This window comes from Capnocytophaga haemolytica, assembly GCF_001553545.1.
In the GTDB taxonomy this organism is placed as follows: domain Bacteria; phylum Bacteroidota; class Bacteroidia; order Flavobacteriales; family Flavobacteriaceae; genus Capnocytophaga; species Capnocytophaga haemolytica.
Genome location: NZ_CP014227.1, coordinates 563,175 through 582,500 on the forward strand (window position 1 = coordinate 563,175; position 19,326 = coordinate 582,500).

The 19,326-nt window shown below is 43.1% G+C and carries 7 protein-coding genes (1 of these 7 cut by a window edge); 2 read left to right on the plus strand and 5 right to left on the minus strand.

What is annotated here, in order from left to right; translation table 11 throughout:
- Positions 1-29: 29 nt before the first annotated feature.
- The 5 genes from AXF12_RS02580 to AXF12_RS02600 all read right to left on the minus strand — a co-directional run bounded on the left by AXF12_RS02580 (position 30) and on the right by AXF12_RS02600 (position 14,109).
- Complete coding sequence (locus AXF12_RS02580) at positions 30-1,064, minus strand: hypothetical protein (RefSeq protein WP_066428077.1); 1,035 nt, start codon at positions 1,062-1,064, stop codon at positions 30-32.
- Positions 1,065-1,202: 138 nt separating this feature from the next.
- A complete protein-coding gene (locus AXF12_RS02585) occupies positions 1,203-2,411 on the minus strand; it encodes an OmpA family protein (protein ID WP_066428078.1) in 1,209 nt (402 codons plus the stop codon).
- Between the two features lie 379 nt (positions 2,412-2,790).
- Positions 2,791-9,882, minus strand: coding sequence for a T9SS outer membrane translocon Sov/SprA (gene sov / locus AXF12_RS02590; RefSeq protein WP_394336591.1), 7,092 nt, complete (start codon positions 9,880-9,882; stop codon positions 2,791-2,793).
- A gap of 147 nt (positions 9,883-10,029) precedes the next feature.
- Positions 10,030-10,614, minus strand: coding sequence for a Holliday junction branch migration protein RuvA (gene ruvA / locus AXF12_RS02595; protein ID WP_066428079.1), 585 nt, complete (start codon positions 10,612-10,614; stop codon positions 10,030-10,032).
- Positions 10,615-10,791: 177 nt separating this feature from the next.
- On the minus strand, positions 10,792-14,109 hold the full coding sequence (locus AXF12_RS02600; RefSeq protein ID WP_066428080.1) for a glycosyltransferase family 117 protein: 3,318 nt from the start codon (positions 14,107-14,109) through the stop codon (positions 10,792-10,794).
- 1,062 nt (positions 14,110-15,171) lie between these two features.
- On the opposite strand from AXF12_RS02600, the gene AXF12_RS02605 reads away from it, so the two are divergent.
- Both AXF12_RS02605 and AXF12_RS02610 read left to right on the plus strand, forming a co-directional pair.
- Positions 15,172-18,237 carry a SusC/RagA family TonB-linked outer membrane protein gene (locus AXF12_RS02605; protein ID WP_066428081.1) on the plus strand — a complete coding sequence of 1,022 codons (3,066 nt, stop codon included), beginning with the start codon at positions 15,172-15,174 and terminating at the stop codon, positions 18,235-18,237.
- Positions 18,238-18,248: 11 nt separating this feature from the next.
- Positions 18,249-19,326: the 5' portion of a RagB/SusD family nutrient uptake outer membrane protein gene (locus AXF12_RS02610; RefSeq protein WP_066428082.1), read on the plus strand. The gene runs 314 nt beyond the window's last position; 1,078 of the gene's 1,392 nt are visible here — the first part of the coding sequence; it begins with the start codon at positions 18,249-18,251; its stop codon lies off the right edge, out of view.

Below are 19,326 nucleotides of genomic sequence, written 5' to 3' on the forward strand. Positions count from 1 at the left end.
TAGCTCTTCCCTTAATATAATTATCCATCTTAAAACTCAATCGTTGCGCTTTGCTCTCTACCATTGACTATTAGAATAGTACCTTTGAACTTAGCATTTGTACCACCCTGTGCTATAAAGAGATAGCGTTCCCCACTTCGTAGAGAGTCAAAAATAGCATAACCTTCACTGTTGATATTTACCTCAGTAGAAACAGTCTTATCATTGATCTTATTGTATAAATTCTGTATAAAATCATTGCCGTTCTCATTTACTTTCTTCACTAAATCAGCATCAGTGATATTGCCAAAAGCAGATTTTTTAATAGCAAATACGGGGCTTTGTGCTCTTAAAAACTTGTCTACTAACTTTATCTTTACTACCTTAGTGATATTTACAGAAACCTTTGCCTCTGTAATCCATTTTTCTTTTAAATTTACAGCCTCTGAATAGTATTTCTTCTCGCGAAGCACTACAAAGCTGTACTGTGTAGCTTCTAAACTTTTAAAATAAGCAAGTCCTTGAGCATTAGTAGTTGCAGTCTTTACGCCACCCTGAAATACGCTATTACTTCTGAGCATAGAAGCTATAAACTCTTTATCTTTATATCCAATATTTGATAGTTGTATTTCTTGGTCTTTTGTAAGGGCATACACCACATCACCCGCCACAGGCTTGCTATCTTCCGACACCGTAATAGCAGCGCTCGTATTGGTATTCACTCCTGTAAGTGTGATAGTGTTATTCCCTTCCTTGATGTTCACCGGCGCATCCTGCGAAAGACTTACCCCGTAGTTTGTCTTTAATGTAAGGTATATCGATTTGCCGATAAAGTCCGACGCGTCCATTGTCAGCGTCTTGCCCGTTACCTGAGTGTAGTCAGGTTTCGCATAAGGATCGTTAAAGGGCACTGCCGAATGTACCAAATACACACTTTCCAGCGCGATACCCTGTGCCTCTACGGTTACCACCAAACTCGCCTTTTTACCTCCATTGGGGTTAGGCGAAGGGTTGTCATTACTCTTGCTGCACGAAACCATTGCTACGCCAGCAAGTACTGCTAAAAATAAAAACATTCTTCTCATAAAACAAAATCTTTTATATGAATTCGGGCGCAAAGGTAATACTTTTTATAAAAACAAGAGAATGTTTGTTTATTATTTAACAAAATAAAAAAGCGTAAGGGGTTGCCTTACGCTTTACATTATTATTTTTAAGTTTTATTATTCTACGATACTAGCGATACTTACGCGGTTCCAATCTGGTTCCTCGAACATATCACCGATACCGTTACCTTCAGCTTGGATGCGGTCAGAAGAAATCTTGTAACGATTTACAAGTAAAGTCTTCACTGCCTGAGCACGAGCTTCAGCAAGCTTTTCGTTCTTTTGAAGGTTACCTTCTGGTGAAGCATATCCTTTGATCACTACCTTAGCGTCTTTGTGTTTCTTCAAGTAAGAAGCTACACGCTCTACGTTTGGTAACTGTGAAGCATCAATAGTAGTCTTACCTACACGGAAAGTAACTACTGATTCCAAAGTCTTCTTGTTCTTAGTAACCACCTCTTTGATCACTTCTGGCTTCTTGTTGCGAGCCTTTTCTAAGTCATCTTGCAATTTAGAGATCTGACGATCTTTATCAGCCAATTCTCTATCCTTGTCGTTAAGTTGGCTACGAAGGTTAGCTACATCACCACTTAAGTCTGGAGTCTTAGCACCCGCAGTAATGTAACGAGCGCCGTTGCTACCTTTAAAGCGATAGAATACACCAGCAGTTGCTTGAATGAATGAGTTATAGCTGTTCAACTCATTTGCAGACTGTGACTTACCGTTGAAGTTCTTTACTCCATCAACAGCGTAAACGATAGCTGGGCTGATCTTTACACCCCAAGCTTTGCTTTCGCCGAAGTTGTAAACGAAGTTAGAACCAAACTGAGCTGTCATTGAGTTCAAAGGAGCGCCTTCTCTTGTAAAGCCACCTACTTCTTGTGGGTATGCGTGCAACCAGCCTAAACCAGCAAAACCTTCTACCTCAAACTTGCGAGGTGCACCCTTATAACCTAAGAAAAGGTTACCTAAGTTTACGGTACCTACCAAACTTACGTTTGTATAGTCAACGAAATTACCCATCAAAGCATTTCCATCGTTAGGAGCCATAACATAAGTTGGTTCAGTTGTTGTATACGCAGGGCGCACATACGCCATACCTTCAACACCTAAACGGAACACTGGAGTCAATTGCTTGCTGAGTTCAGCACCAAAAGTCGCACGTGTGTTACCGAAGAAGTTCTCGCGGTGAGTATCAGAGAACCCACCACCTTTTACGCCTACCTGCCAGTTATCAAAGAACTTGCTGTAGCTTAATGTTTCCTGTGCATTTGCACTTAGTATCCCTGCAGCGATCGCTGCTACTGTTAAAAATGTTTTTCTCATAAAAATATATACTTTACTATTTTTCTAAAAACAGGGGCAAATGTACGACTTTTTCCACACATAGATTTATTCTATCTTAAAAAGTGTGTTTTTTATCATTTTTTTAACATTTACATTAAGAAAATTTAAAACGCTAAAATGCTGTATATCACTAAAAGTAAAGAAGTTTATAGAAATTAGTCCTTTGAAAAATTTAACTATTTATTTAACAGCTAAAAATACGTTTTTTGCTCGTTTTCACCCTTCATCACTGTCTTTTAGAAGCTAAAAACACTCCAAAAATACCTGTTTTCTACCCTAAAAATACAAAAAAGCTGCCCAACATTACTGTCAAACAGCTTTAATAGTATAAATCTAATCTCTATTTTCTGACCTCTAATTACTGAAATGTATACTTCACCGATACCCCTGTGCGTATGGTCGTCATTGGGAAGGCTGTTGATATAGCCGATTTAGAGAAATTGTATTGGAAATAGTACGATGCCAAGAGGTTGCGGCTCAGCGCATACTCAGCGGTGAGGTTACCCAGCCAACTGGTTTGTCCTGCGGTTACTTGGTTGTTGAATATCTCCATATTGCGTATCACGGTAAACTCTTTCATATAGGAGAGTGTTCCCTTGAGTACCAAATCGCTCTTGAGGGTAGTGAGCACCCCATTCACGCGTGTTACAAAGCTGATATTCTTAAAGCGATAGCCTAAGCCGAACTTATACTCGCGTTTGAGTATTTCGGTGAGATAATCGTTGTCAAGGCTTATAGAGATCGTCCTATCGCGGTTGAACTCTGCCAATAGGCTCATTGAGTTCTTCAGCTCCATATCGGCACGGATCAGTGGGTTAAACTGCTCTACTAAGGTAACCGTGGTGAAGAGTTTATCATTTAAGAAATCACCTGCTACGTTGGTCTTACTTGGATTATATGGCTCGTACTCCAAGTTCGTGCGGAACTCACTCAGCGAGTAGCTTGCGCGGTAGCCGTGTGCCAATGAGAAGCGGCGGAAGGCGTTTTTGATAAAGTCTACTTTCATCAGCCCTGTATAGCGGATATTCCAATCAGGGATAGGGATATTCTTAAAGGCGTCAAGTGATACACCACTGGCACTGCCTCCTGAGTAAGCTGCAAAGAAGGCTGGGATCATCACCGCTTGGCTCTTCTTGCTATAGCCCTTAGGGTAGCCCTCAGCATCTACATCAGCGGGGTTCAGTCCTCGTTCTGCTGCCAGACGGCGTGCCACGGTAAGGCGGTTGTCCTTGAACTTCTCAAAGGCTGCTGAGTGATACTCATCGATCTTATTAAAGCTGGTCGCTATCAGGTTGGTAGAGATGTTAAAGCTCCCCACCTCATTGCCTACCAATCGGTTATAGACAAAGTCGCGCACCTCAAAGGTCTCGGTGTAATTCTGGGTGTACTGCCTATTGGCTTTCAGGTTGATTTGCAAGTCAGGGATAGGCTGCAGGTTAGCAGTCAGGGTCAGTTCGCGTTCTTTTGACTGTATGAATTGGTCGTTGAAGTCTGCAAAGTCGGTCAGGTAGCCTCTCTTCGCCAATTCGTAACGAATATCACTCTGGTCACCAAACATAAAGCCTGTCGATGGTTTAAAGGTACCGAGGAAACCTACTTGCTGGGTATAACCTGGTATGGTCTTCCCATTGGTGCGTGAGTAGTTCACCCCGATAGTCTTGAGCATTGTGGCAAAAGTCTTGCCTATGCTGGCTTTCTCATCACGCCCTGTGGGTTTTACCCCCAGATAGCGGTAGAGCTGATCGAAGGTAAGGTTGGCAGTGAAGTTGTGGGTGTTGGCATTTTGTAGCTTGTTAATATCCTGATGTGCCAATTGCAACAGGGTTTGCGAGCCGCGCTGCCAATCAAAGTCACCTGAGTAGGTGTAGTTGGCTTTGATAAATTGGAAGTAAGGAAACTTCTCAAAAGGTAATTCATAGCTCACTTGTAGCTTTGAGAAGAAGTGATCAGGCGTACCCAAATCCCAGAAGTTCGACCATAGGGTTACATCTTTATTCACTCCTGAAATATCGCCCGCATTGTCATACACATAATAGTTGCGTATGATGCTGTTGCCTGTAGCATTGAAGTTCAAGCGCAGCGAGCGGGTAAGGCTATAGTTGATGCCATACTGGTGATTCATCTGGTAATTGCGCTGTTGTAGCTCTGGCAAGCTCTTTTGCTGGCTCGCATTTACCCCATCAAAGTGCACCTCACGGAACAACTGCTGACTAAAAGTGCGATTTACGTCCATCGTATAGACGATGCTCGTAGGCACTAAGTTGAGGTTCACATCTGCCAGCCATTGCCAATAACGCTTGTTGGCAAACTTAGCCGATTTCTTCCAAGGCTCGTAAGTTACAGGCTTAAAGGTGTAGTTGTACATAAAGCCTGCTTTTACGTTCTGCTCATTCTCATATTGCAGTTCGTAGTCGCGGTGGTTCTTCTCGTTGTAAGCGTAGTTGAGTGTGAAGTTCTCCACGTTGTAGATACGGTTCTTTTGCCCTTCAGCGAGGTTCTTCTTTACCCCTATAAGGTTAATACCGCGGCGTAGGGTAAAGTCCTCAGCCTGCTCTTTAATCTTCTCGCGTTCCTCTGGAGTCTGTGCCACGTCTAAGCGGTCTTGCAGCTTAATGTCTTGGTATACAGGGTCGTACTCTGGGGTTGAGAGCTTCTGCGAGTGATTGAGCCCTACTGGTATTTGCATATTCCACTTAGGAGGCAAGAGCTTGCCTGCGTTGATGTTGAGCATCACGTCATACTCACGGGTATTCTCCAAAGCGCGCTGGTTGGGGGCTTGGTCTACGGCACCAAAGCCTACAGTGTGCATACGCCCTGTGGCTGAGATGTTGAGCAACTCAGAGGCGTTGGCATCCAAAGAGCCTACAGCTGCCCAACCGCCTGTGTTTTCAAGCTCTGCCACACGCAGTTCGTTAAACCAGTATTCACCACTGATTTCACGCCCTGCAGCATTCTTGATACCGAGCATCACCGCACGCACACTACCCAGCGATGGATTCCCCTTCACTACATAGCGGTTTTGCCCTGAGACGTGTGGAGTAGCATCAGGATTGGTGATCTTGTTGAAGTTGGCATCGTAGTACACGGTGTTGTCCATATCCTGATTGCGAATGCTAATCGCCTTTAGCTTGGTGAGGATGTTCATCGGTATGGTAAGCTGATTGGCTTTAGGCCATATCAAGTCCTCAGAATTAGCTCCTGAAGGGGTTACTTGCAGCGGTATTTCCACCTGGTAGTAATTGTCGTTGAAGTCTGTCCCTACACGTAGGAATGCCACCGCTTGGTTGTCTTGCAAGGCAGTGCTATTCTTATAAGTCTCAGCGTGTACGAACATCTTGATGTATTTGTACTGACGCAAGTCAAAGCGCATTGCCTTGTACACTGCTCGGCTATCCTTGTCTTGCAGTTTATCAACGATGTACGAAAGAGCTTGCTCATTCTGCTCTACCAAGGTGTTGTTGGTATTGATACGCTCACGGTGTACTCCTGGTGGCATACGGTAAGGGATAGGGTTGCGGGTTTCATTCTCAATGAGGTTCACTGAGTTGATTTCTACCTTGGTAGTATTATTCTGCGGAAGGTTATTCAGTGGGTAAGTGTAATAACGCCAATCACCACGTATAAGGTCAAGCGTACCAAAACGCAGTAGCATTGGGTTCTGGAAGCCTGTCATATACATACGCATATGGGTCATTGAGTTGATGATATCGAGCTTCTCGGTAGTGGTCAGCGATTGGGTGTGCCCCTCACGGATCATCTTGCCCGACTCAATCGGTATCTTAAACTGAATCCAACGCGCACTGACCTGTCGCCCGTTGGGGGCTTCTATATTCACCGTACGAATATCGTTCACATAAGGGTCAGCAGTAGTGAGGTTCGGTTTGATACGTAAGCGGTATTCGAGGTAGTTATTGGCAGTGTTCATCGTGTAATCGCCATTGATATCCTCGTAGTCAGGTAGCGTTGTCGAGCCGCGATTGTCATTGGTTACCTCTACAGGCGAATTGCCCTCGGTGCCGTTGTAGTTGTAATAGCGGTTCATAATGCCACCTCGGCGTGCTAAGAAGTACTCGTAATTATCAAGCGCAGGGTCATTAGGAGATATGCCTACGTTGTTGGTGTAGATACTGCCCTCTTGGCTGCTTGGTAAGCCGTCCAATCCTACGTCTTGCTGACTGCGGTTGCTTGAGTTCTCATCAAAAGCATATACCAGCGACTGTGCCGCAGGCACTTGCCCCCAGCTCGTTCTATTGACACTCGAAGTAGTCGATAGCCCTGGCAACCCGTTCTCATACTGCTTACGCCCATCCTTAAGCACGTCCTCAGAGATGTTACCCAAGTTGAACACTAAGTCGCCATCGCCTGAGAACTCCCCAGAGGTATAGGGGTCGAGCATCCAGAATTGTATAAACTCTATGTTGCTCTCTTGGAAGTCAGTGTAAGTCATTCCGCGCATTATCCCTGCCCACTTCTTGTCAGCGGTCTCTGTGTCAAACGAAGGATTGTTGTTGTACTGCCCTTTGGCTTGTGGGTAATATGCTAAGTCCAGAGTAGTCTGCACTAACGACTGTCCCTGTGCGATCTGCTGTTGAGGGAAAATCTCTTCAATGTACACACGGCGGGTACTATTCTTCGAAATCTCATCGTTGGTAACATCACTTGGCTTTTGGGTAGAGTAGAATATCGGGTCAATAGTGTACCACGCCAATTTAGCCCGCCCATAGCCGTTCTTGAGGTTATCAGGGTCTTGTGGATTATTACCCCAAAGTGTTTGTGAAGCGGTACTACCGCCTGCCCCAAACTCTAAGGGGGTGCTCGCCAGCTTCCAAGCCAAGGGCGAACGCATATCTATAGTTGCCTGTGCCGATTCAAAGTCGTCTAAGTACACGGTTGTCTCCCCATCGAAGTCATCTGCCTTAGGGGTGCCTGGCACGAGATAAGCAAACTCACCCCGTACAGAGAGGTTGGAAGGTGCATCCGATTTGATGGTAGGGATACGATTCACCCAACGCGTCAGGAAGGGCATTTCAGTCGAATAGGTAGCTCCAACCCCAAAGATGGTGTTGTTCACCGACTCCTGCCCGTAGCTGGTTTTCTGCGTATAAGGACGCTCGCGGAGGTTTACCACTGCCCCATTGACAATAAACTTATCGCTGAACTTGTGTTCTACATTTACACCCATAAAGCGAGTGGTTTGCCCTCCAAAGATAAGATTATTCTCTACAGATACTTGTATGGGCAGATTAGAAGCCTCCAAACTCGGGTTGGTAATTTCCACCAAGCCCGCTTGATAGTCCACCAAGTAGTCTAAGCCCTCAACCAATACACGCCCGCCAGCAGTAACTACTACCGAGCCTCGCGGCACATTGAAGGCTCCCAACGAAATACCTCTACGTCCCGACGACTTATACCGCCCCTTCATCTGGAACTTATTCTTATTGCCATCCATCTGTGCTTGCGACTTGGTGTTGCGGTATAGCGAGGTATATACGTATTTCTCTTGGTTTTTATTGTAAGTAGCGGGGTCGTCGTAGTTACCGCCACCCATCTTGTCAAAAAGGAACTTCCCAAAAGGCTCCACCTTGGTAAAGAAGATTTTACCATACTGTTCATCTACTGTTACCCCAGGAATAAAGTCAAAGAAGCCATCGCCACCAGGCTGAGGGTCGCGGTATTTGTTGAGCCTATCAAAGTTAAAGAGGTGCAACAAGATATCATCCTCCATTCCCGTAGGCCAGCCATTGTTATCTACCTTTTCAATATAGTTAATCGGTGAAGGGTTCGCATAGTAGATATTCATCCTAAAGTCATCAGGCGATAGCTGTGCCGTGCCCACTGAGTACACATTCTTCATCATCAAGTCCCACACAGGGTCTTTCACGTTTAGGCGGTTGCTCTTAAGCATCTTCAACACCAAAAGGTTATTGGTGATTTCATTCTGCCCACTATTGTAGTACTGGTTAGTGGTTGCCGAAATACCATCATTGGCAAACTCACCCACCTGAAATACTTGGCTGCCAAAGGTATATTGATACGCTACCGCCAGCACCTCATCACTACTAAGGGCAGTGCTGAGTGAGATGTAGCCCAACTTGCTATCAAACTTATAGTCCACCCCCTCTTCGAGCTTACGCGCATTCTCAATCACCGCGTAGTCATACCCCTGACTTACATACGATTGGTTCGTGCCAAAACCTTGTTGCAAGGTAGCCACATCGCGAATCGCCTTCGTGAGTACCGAGCCGCCTGTACCTATCTGTGTAGGGTCGTAGCGGTTGGCTTTATTGTCAGGCATATTGCTAAACGACCCTCTAAAGAAGCCCGCGCCTGCCTTGTCTTTCAAGCGCGTATTCTCCATCTTAGCTTCCCCTAAGTCCTGCAAAGCCAATATGTTGCGTATATTACCCATACGGCTATTGCGGTTGGTCACCCATACCTCCAAGCGCGTAATCTGTACTTTACTATTGATAAAAGGATAGTTTTCTAAAGCCTTGTCATACTGGTCGCGGAAGAACTGCGCCAAGAAGAAGTTGCGGTTCTCATCATAGTCCAAAGCCGTAAACTGAAACTCGGTGATCGTACCGCCGCCCTGAGCCGTTACGGTCTTGCGTTCCGATTTCTGCTCGGAGAATACCCCCGTGATAGTCGTACGACCAAACTTCAGCTCAGTCTTCACCCCAAAGAGGCTTTGCGAACCCGTAATGAGCGAATTGCTGATAGGCATTGAGATGTTACCTAATTCTATCTTCTGGATAATATCGTCCTCATCGGGAGCATATTCAAGTTTAAATACATTCTGGAAGTCAAACGAAGCCTGCGTGTCATATTGGGCATTGAGTTTGAGCCGTGTACCTATCTGTCCCGTAAGCCCCAAGCTGATGCGCTGCTCAAAGTCTAAGCCCCACGAACTGCGGTTACGCGGGCTCACTGCGGGGTTGTCATTGCGTGTATAGCGCACCCCAAGGTCTACCCCCACACTCCCCTGAGGCGTCAAGCTGATGTTGCGACCACCAAAAACGCTCTCAAAAAAGTCAGAGTTCACATACAGCTCAGGCAGCAAGTCGCGTTGGGCTTTCTTCTGCGTAGTGCCACTTTGTGTATCGCCCACAGCATCTAACTTATCTCGGTAATAAGCCTGCATACGCTCGCGCAACACCAAATCCTCGTACTGCTTCGGCGTCAGAAACATAGGCGTGCGCAGGTCATAACTACCTACCTTCTCAGTGTACACATACCTGTCCAGCGTAGGGTTGTAGGTGTACTTCTGGCTGATATTAGCAGGTTGCTTTAAGCCCACACGCCCGATACCGTTCTTCACAGTAGTTTCAGTCTGAGTAGTTTGCGTAGAGGTTGTGGTAACCGTCGCGGTAGTCTGCACCGTCGGAGTTACTTGCCCTAACGCAAGGCTTGAAGCAAACAGTAGTATGATAATTGTTAGATGTTTTTTCATAAGGATAACAATCTGCGTAGCTATCGTTGCGCTTGAAAAATTAGATACACGGCGCAAAAGTAAGAATTTATTTTCAAAAATAACAAATCAAACCTTGTAAAAATGAATTTTTAACATAAAACACACGTAAAAACAGCACTTTTACTCCTACAAATTCTTCAACGATTGCTTAATAATCTCCTCTACACTCAGCTCTCCTGAGGCTGATTGTACAATCTTATCCACTACTTTTTCCGCTTGCTTACGCACAAAGCCCAAAACCTCCAACGCCGAAAGCGCCTCTTCCTTGTGAGTGTAGCTCGCTGTCGGGGCAACCTCGTCAAACTCTTGCAACTTGAGCATCTTATCTTTCAAGTCCAAGATCACCCGTTGCGCTGTCTTAGCCCCAATGCCCTTCACCGATTGGATGCTCGCCACATCACCATTGACGATCGCACTGCGTATCTGTGCTGCCGTAAGCGACGACAGCATCGTTCTGGCAGTACTTGCTCCCACCCCCGATACCGAGAGCAGCAGCGTAAATACCTCCCGCTCTGATTTGCTCAAGAAGCCGTAAAGCGTATGCGCATCCTCCTTGATTTGCAGATAAGTGTACAGCTTTATTGCCTCACCCTCAGGCAGTGCTGAATATGTATTCAAGCTGATATTTACAAAATACCCCACCCCGTTGCAATCTATCACCACATAAGTAGGGTTCTTTTCTACTAATTTCCCTTGTAATTGTGTAATCAAAATATATCTATCTTTAAAACCAGACCGCTAAGATACAACCTTTTTCTCAAACAGCCATCATTTATAACGAATATTTAACATTTTCTAACATTCTCACAAATAAAAAGGCTCACAAGGAAGCTGGAAAAGAGCTTCCTTGTGAGCCTCATTCGGATACATAACGGATCGCTATCGAACCTACTGCGAATCTTTTGCAGTGCGCGCCATAGAGTCTTTTAGTGCTTTAATAGAATCCTCTAAGGCATCTAATTCGTACGCTTCACCTCCTCTCTCAAACGCCTCTTGCATCTCTTTGAGCTCTTCTTTGCCTACAAATAGGGCTGCTGCGTTTTTGAAAGCCTCAAACTCCTTATTGTAAAGTGATTCATCTAATGGTTTTACCAGCATCAACAGCGAAAAATACCGATTAGCGGTGTAATCTGCCTGCTGTAAGACCTCCATATTCGCCTTTTCCATCGCCAAATGGCTGTAATATGCCAACTCTTCCTTGTATTTTCTAAACACTTGTTGAGCAATCTTCCTTCCTTCATTGGCCTCGCCCACCTTATAATAACCTTGCACAAAAGGCTCTAAGCTGAAGTAATAGCCATACTGCTCCAAAGGCATATTCTTCATTGCGATGTCAAGTATATCCTTAGCCTTCTGCATTTTCCCTTCGGCGATCAATTGCTCGGTAAGGCGTGCCAAGTTACCTCGAAAGATAATACTGTTCTTGCGCGTCTCAGGGTCAAGGTAGATTTTCGTACTACCCATATTGCCCCACGTCCAGCCCTTGACAATCTTATACATCAAGTCGCTGTCAATACGCCCCATATCGTAAGGGTTCTTCTTGTCAATAGCTGTCTTTATCGGTACGAGTTTATACACTAAGCCATCTAATTGCAAGTAATCTTTCATCCAAAGATACTCCTGTGCGTCCATACTACCCCCTGTGAAGTAGATAGGTCGCTTCCAATCGTTATTAGCTAAGATGTCCAGCATCACAATGCGCGCCTTATCAATCCCCGATTTAGGTAACGTAATGTCAATATGGTCTACAATCTTATCAGCATCTTCAGGTTTTACGACACCACTTTTCAGTACATTCTCTTTATTGACAGGGATACGCACCTTATTGGTAGGATAATAGTATACCTTGCGCCCCCCACCAGCGTCGTACTGTGTTTTGGGGTTATCACTCGTAATCCAATCCACAAAGGTTTTCAAAGGCCAGACATTATCCGTGCCGTGAATGTAATACGAACCCTCGCGCACCCCATGTGCATAGTTCTTATGAACAATCTGTGCGGGGATAGGGCTACTGTTATACGCCCTGCGCTTCATTTGGTCGATGTACCAATCGGTCTGCAACAGACTGGTGTTGATGGTTCTCACATCGGTGCGATAGCCCTCAATCTCTTGGGCATACCAGAGGAGGAAAGTGTCGTTATCGCCAATGGTGAAAATCATCGCATCCTTATCCTTTGCCACCGAATCCAAATAAGCGTGCCCGATGAACTGTGCTGAGTATTTACCACTCCTGTCGTGGTCGTCCCAATTCTGATATGCCATCACCACAGGCACTGCCAAGAGGCACAACCCAACAGTCAGTGGTGCTACAATAGGCTCTGAGAGTTTCTTCTTTATAAGGTGGAATAGCGCATAGACGCCCATTCCTATCCATATTGAAAAGGCAAAGAACGAACCCACTAAGGCGTAATCGCGCTCGCGTGGCTCAAAGGGTCGTTCGTTGAGGTATATTTTCAGTGCCAGCCCTGTGAAGAGGAAGAGCACCAACACCACCCACGTCTGTTGTTCGCTTTTGCGTGCCATAAACAGTAGCCCTGCAATACCTAAAAGTAACGGCAGGAAGTAGTACGTATTTCTACCTTTATTATTGAGTACATCGCTTGGCAGATGACTTTGTGAGCCTAAGCGCGCACTGTCGATAAAGTTAATACCGCTGAGCCAATTGCCGTGCTCGGTGTCGAGCTTGCCTTGCAGGTCGTCCTGACGCCCAACGAAGTTCCACATAAAGTAGCGCGCATACATATAGTAGAACTGATAGGAGAACAAGTACTCCATATTCTCAAAGAAATCAGGCTTTTGCACTTCTATAGCTTCCTTATAGCGCGAGAGCATCTGGTCGTATACCTCAGGCGATACCTGCCCTGTGGCTGCCGCTGCCTTCAAGCTCGAAAGCTCCTTGTATATCTCAGGATATTGGTACACCTCCTCTTTAATCTTAAAATCTAACAAGCCCGTGAGCTTCATATAATTAGCAGCGTGTTGCGGGCTCCACATACGCGGTAGAAATCCCTCTTGCTTTGAGTTAGCTGCCACTTGCGCATCTTTATAGTCATTGACGATCACATACTTATTGGTAACATAATCGCGCTCGTACTTCGGTTTCGCATCTTCAAACGGGTCGTCCTCATCTTGCCCTGCATACTTATCGGAGTACATAGGTCCGTAGAACAAATGCGTCTCAGGATATTGCTCTAAGTTGTAATACGCCAAAAGCAAACGCGCATCCGTAGGGCTATTTTCGTTGATTACCACATCGGCGTTGGAACGTATGGGGATCATTAGCCACGAGGAGAAGCCTATAAACACAAAGAGCATACAAAGGGTGAGCGTCTGTAAATGCACCTTATGCTCGCGATAGGCATAGCGCAGGGTGAAGTAAAACACCGCCACTACAGATAAGCCCGCAATGATGGTGCCTGAGTTAAACGGTAGCCCAATGCTATTGACAAAAAACACTTCCAAATAACCAAAGTACGCCAGCGTATAAGGCAATATGAGCTTAAAGATAAGCAGCAAGATAGCGATCGACACTACATTGGCAATGATAAAGTTCTTCGCATTCTTCTTGTAGTTGCTATTGAAGAAATACAGCATCCCAATAGCAGGAATGGTCAGCAGTGCCATAAAGTGCACCCCAAAGGAGAGCCCTACCACTAAGGCAATGAGCAGCAGCCATTTGTCGCCCCGAGGTTGGTGCAGGTTGTCTGTCCACTTGATGCCTAACCAGAACATCGCCGACATAAAGAGCATTGCCATCGCATACACCTCTGCCTCCACGGCGTTAAACCAAAAGCTGTCTGAGAAAGCATACGCCAATGCCCCCACTACCCCACTACCGAGCACGGCAATCGTTTGCCCTTGGGTGAGTGCCTCTTGCCCGCGTAAAGCCAGCTTCTTAGTGAGATTTACGATGATAAAGTAAAGAAACAACACCGTAAAGGCACTCGATAGCACCGACATAAAATTCACCGTAGCAGCGATTTTATCTGCCCCAGCAGCAAAGGTTGCTAAAAACGCCCCCACCATTTGGAAGAACGGAGCTCCTGGTGGGTGCCCCACTTCCAACTTCGCTGAGGTAGCGATGTACTCACCGCAATCCCAAAAACTCACCGTAGGCTCCATCGTGAGCATGTAGGTAAGTACCGCCACGGCAAAGACTGCCCAACCTACTATAAGGTCGTATTTTCTAAAGACTTTCTCCGACATTTTTAATCTCTTTTGCGGTATCTAATTCCCTATTGAGGAGGGCAGAGGGGTGTCCGCACTCACCCCTACACATTATCTGTATTATTTTTTATAAAGATTCGTAGTTCCTCCGTATCCTCTTCGTTTTCACGTTACGGATTCTCCTGTCTTTTTAGATGGCTATCTATAAAAAACGTTTCAGAGGGCAAAGGTACGAAGAATATTTAAATTACAAGTTGAAACTCTATAAAATTTTCTAAAAAGGCTGTGCTACTTTTAGAAGGATTGTGTGTTGTGTAATGGGTAATGTCTGACCCACGCACTTTTCAAGCGTAGAATATAATTCTAAGTGGAGAACTTTAAACATTGACATTTTTCTATACCAAAAAATAAAATTAATGCAATGAGGCTTGATAGGTGTAGGGTGAAATGGTATTTTCAGTTAGGAAAGGTCTTTTTATACTAAACTTTTAATTCTTAGCAGCTGATACATATAAAGTTAGCTTATTTTATTTAGTTTTAAGTTCTTTTGTCTTGATACAAAAGAACCAAAAAATCAAGGCTCTGGATGCTTAGGCGAGAAAATCAACGGCTCTCGCTGAAAATCTTTTAACTCGCTACGCTCAAACAGAAAAAATTTTCCACGCTCGTGCCACTGATTTTCTCAGCCACGCCTCCAAGGCCGTTGTGGGGTTGGAAGAGGTATAAAAGAAGAGAATGAAAAATACATAGTATAAGAGTTTAAACAGGGCTTAATTATTTATAGTTTTTTATCGCATTAAAAAGGACTGTGATTTTAGTAAAAATGAATTGAGAAAAGTAAAAATGCAGTAAATAAAGGAGTTAAAATAAGGTGTTTTACAAATATAACAAAAAACCATATAATGTTATAAGTGGTAATGTTGTTGTATTATTGATAAATATAATGTTAAAAAAATGATGATTTTATATATAATTAAAGAATTTAAGAAATATAATAAATGACGTTAAAAACGTATAACTAAAAAAAAACACTATTATATTTGCACCGTTTAGAAAAGTGTCATACCTTTGCAGCGTCGTTAATAATTAAAACAATAGGATATGAGAGTAAACAACGTTTTGCTGGCAGTGCTATTTGTCTTAGCACTGCCTTTTACCTCTTTCGCACAGGAAAAAGAGGTATCGGGGACGGTGAAGGATCAGTCGGGTTTAGAGCTGATGGGAGTAGCCGTGGTAGTAAGAGGTGAACAAAGAGGGGTAGAGACCAATGAAAATGGTCATTACTCCATTAAAGTAGCCAAAGGGAGCGTTTTGGTGTTTTCATATATAGGTATGAAGACCCAAGAGGTGCGTGTAGGTGATAGCAATAGGATTAATATCACGCTGAAAGATGAGGCGATTGCTATTGATGAAACGGTGGTAGTAGGCTTTGGGCAGAAACGCGCTGTAAAGGAACTCACAGGTTCTGTGGGTAAGGTAGGACAGGAAATAGCTAATAATGCTTCTGCTTCTATTGATAAAGCCCTCTCTGGAAAAGTAGCTGGGGTGCAAGGAGGTATGGCTTCAGGTCAGCCTGGTGGTGCAGCTCTCTTACGTATACGTGGTAGAGCCTCTATCAATGGGCGTAATGCTCCTATCTATATTGTAGATGGTGTAAGGGTAGCTCAAGGTGACTTAACCTCTAACACACCAACTGGTAATATTTTAGCAAGTATTAATGAAAATGATATTGAGAGTGTAACTATTTTAAAAGATGCTGTGTCAACAGCTATTTATGGTGCTGATGCAGGGGCTGGGGTAGTAATTATCACAACTAAATCAGGAAAAAAGGGGGATGCTAAGTTTAATCTAAACGCAGAAACAGGACTTACTTACAGGGCGTTAGAAGGAGAACAAAGTATGCGCACCAAAGACTGGTTGCCTTACTTATATGATAGCTATTTAAATTCTAGTCTGAATGAGAAAACCAAATATGCTAATCGTGAAGCTCTTATCGCCGCATTAGAGGCAGGAGGAGGGCCTAATTATCTAAAGGGAATCTATAAAAATAGAAATATTGATACAGACTGGAGAAAAGAGACTGAACGAAGTGCTGCATTATTACAAAAATTCAATGGTTCTGTATCAGGTGGTACAGATAAACTTACTTATTTCTCATCATTGGGCTATTATAATCAAGATGGGATAGTGAGAAGTTCCAGTTTTATGCGCGTTACTAATGCCAATCGTATTAACTATAAAGCGACAGATAAACTGACGCTCGCTACAGACCTTCAATTTTCATATTCAAAAATGAATGCTTCCTCTGATGGATCGAAGTATACGAACCCTATATTATCACAATATTTGCTTCGTCCTACTGACCCAGCTAAAAATCCTGATGGAACTTATTATAAAGGAGTAAAAGGGAGATTGAGTAATAATTTTTATAATACTGCAGCAGCACTTGATGTGGATTACATTCGCGCTAATACAGCACGTATGTTTGCTAATTTTCAAGCTGACTACAAATTACTTAAAAATTTAACCTATAAATTTGTTTTCGCTCCTGAGTACATTACTATAGAAGAGGATCAGTATAATAACCCAGATTTTGGGCAAGGAGCAGTTTACAAAGGTCTTCTTGAAAGCTATGCAACAAGAGTATTTAACTTTAATGTTCAAAACTCGCTGAGCTACGACTTTACTTTGAAAGACAAAAATCATTTTTCAGTACTCTTAGCACAAGAAGCCTACAAAACAGATAAAAGGGTATTAGGTGCAGAGGGAAAGAAGGTTGGTAGTAGAAATTTACAGACTTTAAACAGTTTTGTGGAAACTGCAAGGATGATAGGTACAAAAAAGGTAACTTCAAGAGCAGGTTATGCTTTGAATTTACACTATGATTTTGACAAAATGATTTTAATAGATCTTTCAGGACGTCAAGATGCCTTGTCTAACTTTTGGGAAGGTAATAAAGTGGGTTATTTTTGGTCTGCTGGTGCGGGACTTGATTTTGCTCGTTTACCTTATTTCTCTGAAAATGAATTAGTATCGCAGCTAAAAGTATCAGCTTCTTATGGTAAAGTGGGAAACCTTACAGAGAATGCAGTACCTTACACCACTTATAGATATTCAGGAAATTATAATAATAATATTGCTGCCTATCCTAATGGTGTTGATAATAAAGATTTGCGCTGGGAGGTTATCAATCCTCTAAACATAGGATTAGATTTAGGGTTTTGGCACGATCGATTGACCATAGGAGTTGCTTATTTCCATAAAAAAACTAAAGATATGGTTTTTGACATTCCTCTCTCTACAGCTCAGGCAGGATATACTAACAAAGATGGTGTAATACGAGCCTCTAAGTATATTAATATTGGAGAGATGACCAATTCAGGAATAGAAGTCACCATAGGAGGTAAGATTATAAAGAACAGTGATGATGGATTTAATTGGAGCGCAAATGCCAATTTAAGTACTTTAGATAATAAAGTTACAAAACTATATGAGGGGAAAGACATTGTGGGGTCATACACACTATTAAGAGAAGGAGAAGCAGCCTATACTTTTTATCTTCCTGAATGGGCTGGTGTAGATCCTGCAACAGGAGCTCCTCAGTGGTATGATAAAGACGGAAAGGTAACCTCTGACTATAATAAAGCAGAAAAAAAAGTTTTAGGAAGTGCCTTGGCAACACTATATGGTGGGTTTGATACCAAACTTTCATATCACGGGATCACTTTAGAAGGTCAGTTAAGTTATGGCTTTGGAAATAAAATTTACGATCAATATGGTGAATTTGGTTATTTAGACGGCAAAACAGCTGTTTATCCAGGGTATAGATCACAGACAGATTATTGGACTCCAGAGAATCCTAATGCGCGCAATCCTAAACCCGTGTATAATAGGAAAGATAAAGCAGGTGCTGCTTCTTCTCGATTCTTGTATAAGGGGGATTACGTTCGTTTAAGAACATTGAAATTGTCGTATGAAATAAAGCCAGCCTTTTTAGAGAATACCTATCTAAAAAAGGTACAGCTCTATGTGATGGGGGATAATATTTGGACTCATACTTTTGACAAAAACTTCAAGTATGACCCTGATATGCAAGTAAATGGATATGCAAGTTTTGCCTTACCTCCTTTGAAGACATATAGTTTGGGTGTAAATGTTAACTTTTAAATAGATAAACAATGAAAAGAATTATATATATATTCAGTGTTTTGGCTGCCATAGGAGGTTTTTTAATAACTTCTTGCAGCAAGGACTTCGTAGAAACTAAATTCTATCAAGAAGAGCAAGCACAACCTCTCACCACTGTAGAACAATTAAGTGCCTTTGTGAATGGTACATACGTAAAAATGCGTGCTACAGCCTATTTAGGGCGTGAATGTAGGGCTATTGCTGAAATACATTCAGATGAGGTGTATACCACAGGTGGTTCTAACTACTTTTTAGCAGAGTCAACTTACTCTTTGATATCAACCTCTCGGACTCCAAATGATATTTGGAGGGCTATATACCAAACCGTAGGAAATGCCAATATTGTGATTAGTACACCTGATGAACTTACTTGGGGAGAAACTTCTGATCAAACAAAAATAGCAGCAGAAGTTAAAAGGTTAAAAGGACAAGCTTATGCTATTAGAGCTTTAGCGTTCTTTGATGCTTTGCGCATCTTCGGTCAAAAGTATTCTGGCGGCACATTAGGAATTGTGTTACCGTTGAAATATGATCCTAATGCGATACAAGCACGTGCCACAATTGAAGAAACAGAAACTCAAATTGAGAAAGATTTTAATATGGCTTTATCCCTTTTGGGTAATACAAGCGATGTGTCTAACAAAACACAATTATCCTCTTGGGCAGTAAAAGCCTTAATGACTCGTTTCTATCTATACAAACACGATGATGCTAAGGTAGCAGAATTAGCAAAAAATATTGTAGATTCAGGAAAATATTCCGTTGTGAATAAAGATGATGTCTTAACAACATTCACTAAAGAGAATACAAGTAATAGCGTTTTTGAGTTAGCTGTAGGTACAACTGAATCTTATGGAGCTGAATCTTATGGAAATTTATATTCAGGTTACGCTAATCTATTCGCTTTAAAAGGGGCAAGTGACCTTTATGAAGCCAATGACATACGCAAAGGGTTTATAAAGGAAAATGACGAAGGAAGGCTTACATTAGATACCAAGTTCTCAGATGAAACTGGGGTTCATAATGTAAAAATCATTCGTTATGAAGAAGTGCTACTTAATGGAGCAG